Consider the following 15,785-nt stretch of genomic DNA (forward strand, 5'->3'; position numbering starts at 1 on the left):
CGGGATCTGGACTTCGAGCAGGTCGTGCGGGAGGCCACGGGTGGCCGCGGTGTGGATGTCGTGCTGAACAGCCTGGCCGGGCCCTTCGTGGACGCCTCCTTGCGGTTGCTGGCCGAGGGTGGCCGGTTGCTGGAGATGGGCAAGACCGACATCCGTGATCCGGAGCGGGTCGCGGCCGACTGTCCCGGGGTGCGGTACGAGGCGTACGACCTGATCACGGGTGCCGGGCCGGACCGTATCGGCCGGATGCTGCGCGAGCTGAGTGAGCTGTTCGCGTCGGGGGGTCTGGTGGCGCCTCCGGTGCGGGCGTGGCCGTTGTCGCGGGCGCGGGAGGCGTTGCGGTATCTGAGCCAGGCCAAGCACACCGGCAAGCTGGTGCTCGATGTTCCGGCGCCCGTGGATCCTGAGGGCACGGTGTTGATCACGGGGGGTACGGGCACCCTGGGCGGGCAGGTGGCCGAACACCTCGTCCGCACCTGGGGCATCCGGCATCTGGTGTTGGCCAGCCGTAGCGGTCCCGATGCCCCCGGGGCGAAGGAACTAGCGCTCGCGCTGGGTGAGTTGGGCGCGGAGGTGCGAATCGCCTCGGCCGATGTGGCGGACGCGACCGCCGTGGCCGAGCTCGTCGCGGGCATCGATCCGGCACGTCCGCTGACCGGCGTCATTCATGCCGCAGGCGCCCTGAACGACGCGATGCTTCCCGCGCAGTCCCCGGAGCGGCTGGCGCGGGTCTGGGGAGCCAAGGCCACCGCCGCGGCCAATCTGCACGCGGCGACGGCACATCTGCGACTCGGCACGTTCGTCATGTTCTCCTCCTTCGCCTCCCATCTGGGCACGCCCAGCCAGGCCAACTACGCCGCGGCCAACGCCTTCTGCGACGCCCTCGCGTCCCACCGCCAGGCCGCCGGTCGGCCAGGACTGTCGGTGGCCTGGGGGCTGTGGGCGGCCACCAGCGGCCTCACCGCCCGGCTGGACACCGCCAACCTGGCCAGGATCGGCCGCTTGGGGATCACGGCCAACACCACCGAAGAGGGGCTGGCCCTGCTGGACGCGGCGTACCGCCACGGCCACCCCCATCTGCTGGCGCTCAAGCTGGACGCCCGGGCCCTGGCCGCCCAGGACGCCGCCACCCTGCCCACGCCGCTCCGGGCGCTCGCGGCCACCGGCGGCAGCGGCCGTGGAAGGCCGACCGCGGCGGCCGGTGGCCGGCCGAGCGACTGGGCCGCCCGGCTCCGCGGGCTGCCGACTCCCGAGCAGCACCGGCTGCTGCTCAACCTGGTGCGCGGCCACGCCGCCACCGTGCTGGGCCACGCCGACCCCACCACCGTGCACCCGGACGCGTCGTTCAAGGACCTCGGCTTCGATTCGCTGACCGGGGTCGAACTGCGCAACCGGCTGGCCTCGGCCACCGGTCTGCGGCTGCCCGCGGCGCTCGTCTTCGACCATCCCGAAGCGGCCGCGCTCGCCGAACACCTGCGCAGCCAACTCGCCCCGGACGATGCCGGGGCCCCGGGCCGGGACGTTCTCCACCCGGTCTTCAACGAGCTGGTCAGGCTGGAGAACACCCTGTCCGCCGTGGCCGTCGAGGAGCTGGATTCCGGGGCGGTCACCACCCGGCTGGAGACGTTGCTTTCGCGATGGAAGGCGATGTGTCCCTCGGGAGACGACGACGGTGGCGCCGTGGAACGGCTCCAGGTCGCGACCGCCGATCAGGTGCTGGATTTCATCGACAACGAGCTTGGCCTGTCATGACCGACGTGGCGCGCCCTTTCGCGGAAGGCCGGGTGACCCTCTGTGCCGCATGCTGACGAAGAGAAGCTGGTCGACTATCTGAGGCGAGTGGCGGGCGACCTCCACGAGACACGCCAGCGGCTCCGCGCCATGGAGGACCGCTCCCAGGAGCCGGTCGCCGTGGTGAGCATGGCCTGCCGGTACCCGGGGGGTGTGCGTACGCCCGAGGACCTGTGGCGGCTCGTCGCCTCGGGCGAACACGCGATGGGGGAGTTCCCCACGGACCGCGGCTGGGACCTGGAGAGCCTGTTCCACCCGGACCCGGACCACCCCGGCACCAGTCACGCCCGCGAGGGCGGCTTCCTCTACGACGCCGACCGGTTCGACCCCGAGTTCTTCGGCATCAGCCCGCGCGAGGCCGTGGCAGTCGACCCCCAGCAGCGGCTACTGCTGGAAGTGGCCTGGGAACTGCTGGAGTGCGCCGGAATCGACCCCGTGTCGCTCAAGGGCAGCTCGACGGGCGTGTACGCCGGGACCGCCCTCCCCGGTTTCGGCACGCCGCACATCGACCGGAGCGCCGAGGGCTATCTGGTGACGGGCAACGCCCCCAGTGTGCTGTCGGGCCGGGTGGCGTACACGCTCGGACTCGAAGGCCCCGCGGTGACGGTGGACACGGCGTGTTCGTCGTCGCTGGTGGCCATGCATCTGGCCTGTCAGGCGCTGCGGCAGGGCGAATGCGGTCTGGCGCTGGCCGGTGGTGTGACGGTGATGGCGATCCCGAACGTGTTCACCGAGTTCTCCCGGCAGCGGGGGCTCGCGCCCGACGGCCGGTGCAAGGCTTTCTCCGCGGACGCCGACGGCACCGCCTTCGCCGAGGGCGTCGGCCTGGTGCTGCTGGAACGGCTGTCCGACGCCCGCCGCCACGGCCACCGGGTGCTGGCGGTCATCAGGGGCTCGGCCATCAACCAGGACGGCGCCTCGAACGGCCTGACCGCGCCCAACGGCCCCTCCCAACAGCGCGTCATCACCCAGGCGTTGGCGAACGCACGGCTGTCACCGGCCGAGGTCGACGTGGTCGAGGCACACGGCACCGGCACCCGGCTGGGCGACCCCATCGAGGCGCACGCGCTGCTGACCACCTACGGCCAGGACCGGCCCGGCGGGAAGCCACTGTGGCTGGGCTCGGTCAAGTCGAACATCGGCCACACCCAGGGCGCCGCGGGTGTGGCGGGCGTCATCAAGATGGTCATGGCGATGCGGAACGAGACGCTGCCGGCCACCCTGAACGTCAACCAGCCCACCCCGCACGTGAACTGGGACGCGGGCGCCGTGCGCCTGCTCACCGAACCCGTCGCCTGGCCACGCGGGGAACGCCCCCGCCGGGCCGCGGTGTCCTCGTTCGGCATCTCCGGAACCAACGCCCACCTCCTCCTCGAATCAGCACCGGCCTTCCCCGCATCCGCCCCGGACGACCCGCCCGCGCGCCCGGCCACCGAGAGCACCCAGCCCGGCGGCCGCGCGCTGCCCTGGGTGCTGTCCGCCCGTACCGGCCAGGCCCTGCGCGACCAGGCCGCGGCGCTGGCCGCCCATGCCGAGGCCCATCCACGGCTGCCCCTGGCCGATGTGGGCTGGTCGCTCGCCAGGACCCGCACCGTCTTCGAACACCGGGCCGTCACCCTCGGCGACGACCGCGACCAGCTGCTGACGGCCGTACGGGCGCTGGCCGAGGGCCGGACCCACCCCGGGCTGACCCGTGCCGGGGCGTCCCGGCCCGGCGCCACCGCGTTCATGTTCACCGGTCAGGGCAGCCAACGGCCCGGTATGGGCGCGGAGTTGTACCGGAACTTCGAGGTGTTCGCCACGGCCATCGACGCGGCGTGTGCCCACCTGGACCCGCTGCTGGGGTGCTCGCTGCGGGACATCCTCTTCGCCGCCGAGGACACCGACGAGGCCCGCTCCCTGCACCGCACCGGAGCGACCCAGGCGGCCCTCTTCGCCCTGGAGACCGCCCTCTTCCGGCTGGTGGAGTCCTTCGGGCTCACCCCCGAATATCTGACCGGACACTCCGTCGGCGAAATCGTCGCCGCACATGTGGCGGGTGTGCTGTCGCTGCCGGACGCCTGCACCCTCGTCGCCGCCCGGGGGCGCCTCATGCAGGCGCTCCCGGCTGGTGGCGCCATGGTCGCCGTCGAGGCCACCGAGGAACAGGTCCTTCCCCTGCTCAGCGAGCACGCGGACCGCCTCGCCCTGGCCGCTGTCAATGGCCCCACCGCCCTCGTGGTGTCCGGTGCCGAGGACGCGGTCGATGCGGTCATACGCACCCTCAAGGAGCGCGGCCACCGCACCAAGCGGCTGCGCGTGAGCCATGCCTTCCACTCGCCGCTCCTCCAGCCCATGCTGGACGACTTCCGCGAGGTCGCCCGCACCCTCACCTACCATGCGCCGCACATCCCGGTGATCTCCAACGTCACGGGTGAGGTGGCCGACCCCGAACAACTCCGCGACCCGGAGTACTGGGTACGCCACGTCCGCGAGCCCGTACGGTTCCACGACGGACTGCGGACCCTGCGCGCCGAGGGCGTGGTGCGCTACCTCGAACTCGGCCCGGACGCCGTCCTCACCACCATGGCCGAGGACGCCCTCGCCGCAGACGCTCCCGCCACCCACGTGACGACAGTCGAGGTGACGACAGCCGACGGGACCACAGCCGACGCGACGGCACCGGACACGGCGCCGGTGTTCGCCACCGCCCTGCGCCACGGCCGCGACGAGCCCCGCACCCTGCTGTCCGCCCTGGCCCGGATGCACATCGACGGCGGCACCGCCGACTTCTCCGCCGCGCTCCCGGACGGCGCGGGCCAGGTCGACCTGCCCACCTACCGCTTCCAGCGCGAGCGCTACTGGCGGCCGGTCCCGAACGGCACCGCCGACGTGCGCGCCGCCGGGCTCGGCGCCACCGGCCACCCCCTCCTCCAGGCCGTCGTGGAAACGCCCGACGGCGAACTGCTGCTCACCGGGCGGCTGTCGCTGCACACCCACCCCTGGCTGGCGGACCACATCATCGCGGGAAGCGTCCCCCTGCCCGGGACGGCCCTTCTGGAGCTGGCCCTGCTCGCCGGCGCGCGGGCGGGCTGCGACGTGGTCGAGGACCTCACCCTGGAGACCCCGCTGCTCCTGCCCGCCTCCGGCGCGGTGCGCATCCAGGTGGCGGTCGCAGCCTCCGACGACGCGGGCCGCCGGGCGCTCACCCTCTCCTCCCGACCCGCGGACCAGGACGACGAGGCCCCGGGTACCACGGACACCTGGCGCCGCCACGCCGTCGGGCTCCTCGCGCCCCCGGCGGCGCCCGCCCCGGCGGCGCCCCCGGCGCCGTGGCCACCGGCCGACGCCGTGCCGGTCGACGTGGCCGACCTGTACCGTCGCCTCACCGAGCAGGGGTACGCGTACGGGCCCTCCTTCCGCGGACTGCACGCCGCATGGCGGCACGGCGAGGACATGCTGGCCGAGGTGCGCCTGGCCACCGAGCAGCGGGGCGACGCCGAGGGCTTCGGCCTGCACCCCGCCCTTCTCGACAGCGCGCTGCACCCGGTGGAGGAGCTGTTCAACGCCGACCGCACGCCGGACGGCCCTCCAAGCACCGTCCGACTGCCGTTCTCCTTCAGCGGGGTACGGCTGTTCGCCACCGGCGCCACCCGGCTACGGGTCCGCATCACCCCGACCGGCCCGGACACCGTCACGCTCACCCTGACCGACGACCACGGCACCGTGGCCGCCACCATCGAAACCCTCGGGCTGCGCGAGATCTCCGCCGACCGCTGGCGCTCCACGCACACCGACGACTCCCTGTACCGGCTCGACTGGCAGCCCCAGCCACTGCCCGCCGACCAACCGGCCACGGCCGGGAGCTGGGCCGTAATCGGCCCCGACCCCCTGGACCTGGGCGACGACGGCCCCGAACCCCTCTCCACCCACCCGGACCTTGCCGCGCTCCAGGCCGCCATCGGCGAAGGGCTGCCGGTCCCGAGCCTCGTCATCATGCCGTACCCCGGCCGCGACAGCGCGACGTCCGGCCCCGACGAGACCCCCGCACGGGTGCGCACGGCCGCCCATCAGGTGCTGGAGGCGCTGCGCACGTGGCTGGCCGACGAACGGTTCGGCACGGCACGGCTGGTGATCGCCACCCGTGGCGCGATCGCCGCCACCCCCGAGGACCCGCCCGCGGACCTGACCACCGCACCCCTGTGGGGCCTGGTCCGCGCCGCGCAGGCCGAACACCCCGAGCGGAGCCTGCTGCTGGACCTGGACGACGACCCGGCCTCCCGCCACGCCCTGCGCACCGCCCTCCCGGCCGCCGTGGCGGCCGGTGAAACCGAGCTGGCGGTACGGGCCGGGGCCGTACGCGTCCCCCGCCTGGTGCGGGTCCGCCCCGACCACGAGGCGCCGCTTCCCGCCCTCGACCCGGACGGAACCGTCCTGATCACCGGCGGCACCGGAGCACTCGGCCGACGGGTCGCCCGGCATCTGGCCACCGCACACGGCGCCCGGCATCTGCTGCTCGCCTCCCGGCGCGGCCCGGCCGCACACGACATCGACGCGTTCACCGCCGAACTGGCCGACCTGGGCACCGATGTGCGGGTCGCCGCCTGTGACGTCGCCGATCCGCACGCGGTGGCCGCCCTGCTGGCCACGATCCCCGCCGCACTTCCGCTGACGGCCGTCGTCCACGCCGCCGGGGTGCTGGACGACGGCGTGGTCACTTCGCTGACCCCCGAGCGGTTCGACACCGTACTCGGTCCGAAGCTCGACGCGGCGTGGCATCTGCACCGGCTGACCCGTGAGATGGCTCCGGCGGCGTTCGTGATGTTCTCCTCCGCCGCCTCCGTCATGGGCAATGGAGGGCAGGCCAACTACGCGGCCGCCAACATGTTCCTCAACGCCCTCGCCGAACACCGCCGCGCCGAGGGCCTGGTGACCCACACGCTGGCCTGGGGGCTGCTGGCCTCGGCCGGGGGCATGACGCACGACCTCGACGATGCCGACCTGGCCCGGATGGCGCGCTCCGGTGTCGCCCCCATCGCGGACGACCAGGTGCCCGTGCTGCTCGACACCGCACTGACCACCCCGCACCCCGTCCTCGTACCGGCCCGCTTCGATCTGACCGTGCTGCGTGCCCGGGCCGCCACCGGCCCGCTGCCGCCCGTACTGCGGGCCCTGGTGCCCCGCCCTGCCCGGCGGCCCGCGCAGGACACCGGGGCGGTGCCCTGGGCCGAGCGGCTGGCCGGTCTGCCCGTCACCGAACAGGACCGGGCCCTCGGCGAGCTGGTCCGCGCCCAAGTGGCCACCGTGCTCGCGCATCCGGCACCGGAAGCCATCGAACTGGGCCGGGCCTTCCAGGAACTCGGCTTCGACTCGCTCACCGCCCTCGACCTGCGCAACCGGCTCAACGCGGCCACCGGGACCCGGATCCCGGCCACCGTCATCTTCGACTATCCGACCCCCGACGCCCTGGTCGGCTTCCTGCGCGAGAAGCTGATCGGGACCCGCGACGCCACACCGCCCGCGCCCGTGGCCGCCACGGTGGCCACCGACGGCGATCCCATCGCCATCGTCGGCATGGCCTGCCGCTATCCGGGCGGTGTCGGGTCGCCCGAGGAACTGTGGCGGCTGGTGTCCGAGGGCGTGGACGCGATCGGCGAATTCCCGGCGGACCGTGGCTGGGACCTGGCGGGGCTCTTCGACCCGGACCCGGACCACCCCGGCACCAGCTACGCCCGCGAGGGCGGATTCCTCTACGACGCGGCGCGCTTCGATGCCGAGTTCTTCGGCATCAGCCCGCGCGAGGCGCTGGCCACCGACCCCCAGCAGCGACTGCTCCTGGAGACCGCCTGGCAGGCCTTCGAGAACGCGGGCATCGACCCGGTGACCCTGCGCGGCAGCCAGACCGCCGTGATCACCGGCGTCATGTACGACGACTACGGCAGCCGCTTCCTGGGCCGTACCCCCGAGGGCGTCGAGGGCCGCCTGATGACCGGCAGCACGCCGAGCATCGCCTCCGGGCGGGTCGCGTTCACCTTCGGCCTGGAGGGGCCCGCGGTGACGGTGGACACGGCGTGTTCGTCGTCGCTGGTGGCCATGCATCTGGCCGCCCAGGCGCTGCGCCAGGGCGAATGCGCCCTGGCCCTGGCGGGCGGCGTGACCGTGATGGCCACGCCGAACACCTTCGTCGAGTTCTCGCGGCAGCGCGGACTGGCCACCGACGGCCGCTGCAAGCCGTTCGCGGCGGCGGCCGACGGCACCGGCTGGGGCGAGGGCATCGGACTGCTCGTCCTGGAACGCCTGTCGGACGCCCGGCGCAACGGACACCACGTGCTCGCCCTGCTCCGCGGCTCGGCCGTCAACCAGGACGGTGCCTCCAACGGGCTGACCGCCCCCAACGGGCCCTCTCAGCAGCGGGTGATCCGGCAGGCGCTCGCCACCGCCCGCCTCGCTCCGGCCGACATCGACGCGGTGGAGGCCCACGGCACCGGAACCACGCTCGGCGACCCGATCGAGGCGCAGGCGCTGCTCGCCACCTATGGCCAGGAGCGGGCCGACGGGCGGCCGCTGTGGCTCGGCTCCATCAAGTCGAACATCGGCCACACCCAGGCCGCCGCCGGAGCCGCGGGCGTCATCAAGATGGTGATGGCGATGCGGCACGGACTGCTCCCCGCTTCCCTGCACCTCGACGCACCGAGCCCGCACGTGGAGTGGGAGGACGGCGTACGGCTTCTCACGGAGGCGGTCGAATGGCCGCACGAGGAGCGACCCCGCCGGGCCGCCGTGTCCTCCTTCGGCATCAGCGGCACCAACGCCCATGTGATCCTCGAACAGGCACCGGTCGACGCGCCGGAACCACCCGAGGCGCCGGAGCCCGCCGCCCACCGGGGCGTGGTGCCCTGGGTGCTGTCCGCACGGGGCGCGACGGCGCTGCGCGAGCAGGCCCGGGCACTGGCCGCCCACCTCGCCACCGCTCCCGGGGCCACGCCCGCCGAGGTCGGCTGGTCGCTGATCAGGGCCCGTACGCTCTTCGACCACCGGGCCGTGGTCGTCGGCGAGAGCCGTACGGAGCTGCTGGCCGCCGTGGAGGCGCTCGCGGCCGACGAAACCCACCCGGGCGTCGTGCAGTCCGGCACCGCCCCGGACCCCCGCGCGGCCGGTCCGGTGCTGGTGTTCCCGGGACAGGGGTCGCAGTGGCAGGGGATGGGGGCCGAACTGCTCGACGTCTCCCCGGTGTTCGCGGAGCGGGTGGCCGCCTGCGAACGGGCCCTGGCCCCCTACGTCGACTGGTCGCTCACCGATGTGCTGCGCGGCACCGAAGGCATCGCCGATCTGAGCCGGGTCGATGTGGTGCAGCCGGTGCTGTGGGCGGTCATGGTGTCCCTGGCCGCCGTATGGGCCGGTCACGGCGTGAAACCCGCCGCCGTCGTGGGCCACAGCCAGGGCGAGATCGCGGCCGCGTGCGTGGCCGGGGCGCTCTCGCTGGACGACGGCGCCCGCGTCGTGGCCCTGCGCAGCCGGGCCCTGCGGCGCCTCGCGGGCGGCGGGGCGATGGCCTCCCTCGGCGTGGGCCGGGAACGGGCCGACCAGCTGCTCGCCGACCTGGGCGAGCGCGCCGCCGAGGTGGTGGTGGCAGCCGTCAACGGACCGGTGTCGACGGTGGTGTCCGGACCGCCCGAGCAGGTGGCCGCGGCCGTGGCCGCCTGCCGAGACACCGGCGGGCGGGCCCGGAGGATCGAGGTGGACTACGCCTCCCACAGCCCCCAGGTCGACGAGATCACCGGCGAACTCACCCGGCTGCTGGACGGCGTTCGCCCCGTCCAGCAGCCCGCAACGGGCGTGGCCTTCTACTCCACCGTGACCGCGGGCCCCCACGACCCCGCCGGACTCGACACCGCGTACTGGGTGCGCAACCTGCGCGAACAGGTGCGGTTCGCCGACGCCGTACGAGCCGCCCTGGCCGACGGTCACCGCGTGTTCATCGAGGTCAGCACCCATCCCGTCCTGACCGTCGGCATGCAGGAAACCTTCGAGGAAGCGGGCGGCGAGGCCATCGCGGTGCCCACCCTGCGGCGCGACCACGGCGATCTGGCCCAGCTGGTGCGTTCGGTGGCGCAGGCGTTCACCGCCGGGGTCGAGACGGACTGGACCACCCTGTTCCCGGCCGACCCCGCGCCCCGTACCGTCCCGTTGCCGACGTACGCCTTCCAGCGCGACCGCTACTGGCTGGACGGAGTGGACGGACGCGGCGGCGACCCCGCCGACCTCGGACTGACCTCGGCGGACCACCCCCTGCTGGGGGCCGCGGTCGAACTCGCCGACGGCGGCACCCATCTGCTCACCGGCCGTATCGGAACCGGTGGCGGCCACGGCTGGCTGGCCGAACATGTGGTGGCCGGGGCGCCCCTGGTGCCGGGCGCCGCGCTGGTCGAATGGGCGCTCCGGGCCGCCGACGAGGCCGGGTGCGCGGTGGTGGACGAACTGACCCTGCAAACCCCGCTGATCCTTCCCGAATCCGGCGGGCTGCACGTCCAGGTGGCGGTGGGCGCGGCCGACGAGGACGGCCGCCGCGAAGTGCGCGTCCACTCCCGCCCGGACGCCGACCCCGATGGGACGTGGCTGTGCCACGCCGACGGCGTCCTCGCCCCGCCGCCCCACGACCGCGCCGCCCCCGAACCCTCCGGCACATGGCCCCCACCGGGCGCGGAGCCGGTGGACGCGGACGGCTTCTACGCGCGGGCCGCCGCCGACGGATACGCCTACGGGCCCGCCTTCCAGGGCGTACGCAAACTCTGGCGGGACGGCTCCGACGTGCTGGCCGAGGTGGCGCTGCCCGAAACCGCCGGTGAGTGCGGCGGCTTCGGCATCCACCCCGCGCTGCTGGACGCCGTACTCCACCCGGCCGCCCTGCTCACCGGGCAGCCGCCCGGACAGGACGACGAGGACCGGATGTGGCTGCCGTTCACCTGGAACGGAGTGTCCCTGTGGGCCGCCGGGGCGACCACGGTACGGGTGCGGTTGTCACCGGACGAGCAGAACGGGGACGGCGAGCGGGCGCTGCGGGTGACCGTGGCCGACGCCGTGGGCGACCCCGTCCTCACGGTCGACTCGCTGGTGCTGCGCCCCGCCCGTACGGACCAGCTGCGCACCCCGGGCCGCCGTGGCGCGGACGGGCTGTTCACGCTGGACTGGATCCCGCTGCCGGGAGCACCGGAGCGGGTGGCCGACGGCGGCGACTGGGTGGTGCTGGGCCCGGCGGAATGGGACACCGCGGGCGCTGTGCGCCACCCGGATCTGACGTCGCTGCTCGCGGGCGTCGACGGCGGCGAACCCATCCCCTCGGTGGTGCTGACCGGTGTCCCGCCCGCACCGGCTGCCACCCCGGCCCAGGGCATGGCCGCCGTCCAGCGCACGATGGTCCTGCTCCAGGCGTGGCTGGCCGAACCCCGGCTGGCCGACGCCCGGTTGGTGGTGGTGACGCGGGGCGCCGTCGTGGCGGGTGCACCCGACGCGGACGGCCCCGGAACCGATGCCGTGGACGCGGCCGGTGCGGCGGTGTGGGGGCTGCTGCGCAGCGCGCAGGCGGAGAACCCCGACCGGTTCCTCCTGCACGACCTCGACCCCCGTGGCCCGGCGGACGCACCGGGCACCGGTGTCTTGGATGGTGTGTTGTGCGCGATAGCGCTGGCCGAACCGCAGGTGGCGGTGCGCGCGGGCCGGGTGTGGGCGCCGCGCCTGATGCGCGCCGGTACCGCCGGAAGCGGTGGCCTGGTGGCGCCGGTGGCGCAACCGGCCTGGCGACTCGCGGTGAAAGGCGCCGCGACCATCGAGAACGTGACCCCGGTGCCCTGCCCCGAGGTGCTCGAACCACTGGGCCCCGGTGAGGTCCGTATCGCGGTCCACGCAGCAGGAGTCAACTTCCGCGACGCCCTGATCGCCGTCGGGATGTACCCGGGCGGCGGGGTGTTCCGCGGCAGCGAAGGCGCGGGCGTGGTCGTGGACATCGGTGCCGGGGTGACCGGACTCGCCGTGGGCGACCGCGTGATGGGCCTGTTCGAGGGTGCGTTCGGCCCGCTGGCGGTGGCGGACGCGCGGATGGTCGTGCCGATCCCGGACGGCTGGACGTTCCAGCAGGCCGCCGCCGTACCGGTGGTGTTCCTCACCGCCTGGTACGGACTGGTGGACCTGGCCGGGCTGCGGCCCGGGGAGTCCGTGCTCATCCACGCCGCGACCGGCGGCGTCGGCATGGCCGCCGTCCAGATCGCCCGCCACCTGGGCGCCGAGGTGTACGCCACGGCCAGCCCCGGCAAGCATGCGGTGCTGGAGGAGATGGGCATCGACCCGGCACACCGGGCCTCGTCACGCACCCTCGATTTCGAGACCGAGCTGCGGGACGCCACCGGCGGCCGCGGCGTGGACGTGGTGCTGAACAGCCTCGCGGGGCCCTTCGTCGATGCCTCGCTGCGGCTGCTGAACGAGGGCGGGCGGCTGTCGGAGATGGGCAAGACCGACATCCGCGACCCGGAGCACATCGCCGCCACCCACGGTGTGCGCTACCGGGCCTTCGACCTGGTGCCCGACGCCGGACCGGACCGCATCGGCGAAATGCTGCGCACGCTCGGGGAGCTCTTCGCCGCCGGGGTGCTGCGGCCCGCACCCGTACGGACCTGGCCGCTGAGCCGGGCGCGGGAGGCGCTGCGGCAGCTCAGCCAGGCCCGCCACACCGGCAAGCTGGTGCTGGACGTACCCGCCGCCGTGAACCCGGACGGCACGGTGCTCATCACGGGCGGCACCGGCACGCTGGGCGGGGTCGTCGCCGAACACCTCGTACGCACCTGGCAGATCCGCCACCTGGTTTTGGCAAGCAGGCGGGGCCCGGACGCCCCGGGCGCCGCGGAACTGACCGCCCGCCTCGGCGACCTGGGCGCACAGGTGCGCGTCGCCGCCGTGGACGTCACGGACGCGGCCGCGGTGGCGGAGCTGGTGGCGGGCATCGACGCGGAACACCCGCTGACCGGCGTCATCCACGCCACGGGTGTCCTGGACGACGCGGTGCTCACGTCGCAGACCCCGGAGCGTCTGGCGCGGGTGTGGGAGGCGAAGGCCACGGCGGCGGCTCATCTGCACGCGGCGACCGCGGGCCTGCGGCTCGGCATGTTCGTGATGTTCTCCTCCGCGGCCGGGGTGCTGGGAAGCCCCGGACAGGCCAACTACGCTGCTGCGAACGCCTTTTGCGACGCCTTGGCGGCCCGCCGCCGGGCCGATGGGCTGAGGGGTGTATCGGTGGCCTGGGGGCTGTGGGCCGACGCCAGCGGGATGACCGGCCACCTGGCCGAGGCCGACCTCGCCCGGATGGCCCGTACGGGCGTGGGCGCCCTCGGCACCCGGCAGGGCCTGGCCCTGCTCGACGCCGCCGTCCAGCACGGCGGCCACCTGCTGGTGGCCGCCGACGTGAACCCCCGCACCCTGGCCGCCCTGCCCGCCGAGCGACTGCCCGCCACCCTGCGGGCACTCGCCACCACCGGTGGCGGTGGCGGCGCCGGGCGGCGTACGGCGGCGGCCGCCGGCGCGGAACAGCCCGTCGACTGGGCCGCCAGGCTGGCCGGGCTGTCGGCGGCCGAGCGCCACCGGCTGGTGCTGGGCCTCGTCCGCGGCCACGCGGCCACCGTGCTGGGCCACACCGACGTGGACGCGGTGCAGGCCGAGGCCAGCTTCAAGGAGCTGGGCTTCGACTCGCTGACGGCGGTGGAGCTGCGCAACCGGCTCGCCGCCGCCACCGGACTGCGGCTGCCCGCCGCGTTGGTCTTCGACTACCCGGAGGCCGCGGTGCTCGCCGAATACCTGCTGGAACGGCTCGCACCCGACGACGCCACCACCACTGCGGGCCGGGACGGCGTGGACCCCGTTCTGGGCGAGCTGGCCAGGCTGGACCACACCCTGGACGCCCTCGTCACGGACGAAGAGGGACGGCTCAGGATCGCCAAGCGGCTGAGCGGACTGCTGGCGAAGGTGAACGGCGGACCGGTCGACGCGTCCGGCACGACGGACTTCACCACCCTCGAATCCGCTTCGGACGACGAGATGTTCGCGCTCATTGACCGTGAACTGCCCTGATGGAGGAGCGAGAACAGATGCCGGGTACGGGTACGAGTTCGGATTCGGGTACGGGTACGGGTACGGAAGAGAAGCTCCGCCGGTATCTCAAGCGGGTGACGGCCGATCTGGGGCAGACCCGTCAGCGCTTGCGCGAGGTGGAGGAGCGGGCGCAGGAGCCGGTGGCCATCGTCAGCATGGCCTGCCGCTTTCCGGGCGGAATCGCCTCCCCCGAGGACCTGTGGCATCTCGTCGCCTCCGGCCGGGACGCCATCGGGGACTTCCCGAAGGACCGCGGCTGGGACCTGGACGGCCTGTACCACCCGGACCCGGACCACCCCGGCACCAGCTACGTCCGCCGGGGCGGTTTCCTGCGGGGCGCGGATGGATTCGACGCCACCTTCTTCGGCATCAGCCCCCGCGAGGCACTCGCCGCCGAACCCCAGCAACGCCAGCTCCTCGAGGTCTCCTGGGAACTGCTCGAACGCGCCGGGATCGACCCCACGTCGCTGAAGGGCACCCCGACCGGCGTCTACGCGGGCGCCGGAATCCTCGGCTTCGGCACGCCCCACATCGAAAGGAGCGCCGAAGGATATCTGCTCACCGGCAACACGCTCAGCGTCGTCTCGGGCCGGGTCGCGTTCACCCTCGGCCTCGAAGGGCCCGCGGTCACCGTGGACACGGCGTGCTCCTCGTCCCTGGTCGCCATGCACCTGGCCTGCCAGGCGCTCCGGCAGGGCGAATGCACCCTGGCCATGGCCGGTGGCGTCACGGTGATGTCCACTCCGCACACCTTCGTGGAATTCTCCCGCCAGCGCGGGCTGTCCCCCGACGGCCGCTGCAAGCCCTTCGCCGCGGCCGCCGACGGTACGGGCTTCTCCGAGGGCGTCGGCCTACTGCTCCTGGAGCGGCTCTCGGACGCACGGCGCAACGGGCACCAGGTACTCGCGGTGCTCCGCGGCTCGGCGATCAACCAGGACGGCGCGTCGAACGGCCTGACCGCGCCGAACGGCCCCTCGCAGCAGCGAGTGATCCGCCAAGCCCTCATCAACGCCCAGCTGTCCTCCGCCGAGGTCGATGCCGTCGAGGCCCATGGCACCGGCACCACCCTCGGCGACCCCATCGAAGCGGACGCGCTGATCGCCGCGTACGGCCAGGACCGGCCCGCCGACCAGCCGCTGTGGCTGGGCTCGCTGAAGTCCAACATCGGCCATGCGCAGGGTGCCGCGGGCGTGGCCGGAATGATCAAGATGGTGATGGCGCTGCGCCACGAGATGCTGCCCGCGACCCTGTACGTCGACGAGCCGACCCCTCATGTGGAGTGGGACGGAGGTGGCGTACGGCTGCTGACCGAGCCGGTGGCGTGGCCGCGCGGCGAACGTCCGCGGCGGGCCGGTGTGTCGGCGTTCGGCATTTCCGGCACCAACGCGCATGTGATCGTGGAGCAGGCCCCGGACGTGCGCGAGCAGGCTGAGTCGCGGCCCGTTGACGGGGTGGTGCCGTGGGTGGTGTCGGCGCGGAGTGCGGAGGCGTTGCGGGGTCAGGCGGCGGCGTTGGCGGCGCGTGTGGCCGATGGGGAGGTGGGGGTTGCCGAGGTCGGCTGGTCGTTGGTGACGACGCGGTCGGTGTTCGAGCACCGTGCGGTGGTGGTGGGTGAGGACCGTGCCGAGCTGCTGGCCGGAGTGGAGGCGCTGGCGGCTGGAGAGTCGCATCCGGGTGTGGTGCACGGGGGCGCTGAGGTGTCAGCGGGCGATGTCCAGGTGTTGGTGTTCCCGGGGCAGGGTTCGCAGTGGGTGGGGATGGGGGCGGGTTTGCTTGATACGTCACCGGTGTTTGCGGCGCGGGTGGCGGAGTGTGAGCGGGCGTTGGCGCCGTATGTGGATTGGTCGCTGACCGATGTTCTGCGCGGCACCGAGGGTGCGGGT

General features: G+C 73.9%; 3 protein-coding genes. All 3 read left to right on the plus strand.

Annotation, left to right across the window (positions count from 1 at the left end):
• The coding region (locus tag LCH29_RS42595) for an SDR family NAD(P)-dependent oxidoreductase (RefSeq protein ID WP_446467055.1) at window positions 1-1,752 on the plus strand (1,752 nt) is incomplete at its 5' end.
• Window positions 1,753-1,794: 42 nt separating this feature from the next.
• Entirely contained in the window at window positions 1,795-13,881 is a 12,087-nt protein-coding gene (locus LCH29_RS42600) for an SDR family NAD(P)-dependent oxidoreductase (protein WP_446467056.1), read from the plus strand.
• Window positions 13,881-15,785 (plus strand): type I polyketide synthase (locus LCH29_RS42605; protein ID WP_446467057.1); only part of this gene is annotated, 1,905 nt, incomplete at its 3' end. The genes LCH29_RS42600 and LCH29_RS42605, both read left to right, overlap by 1 nt.

The sequence above is a fragment of the Streptomyces sp. BRA346 genome, assembly GCF_052851135.1.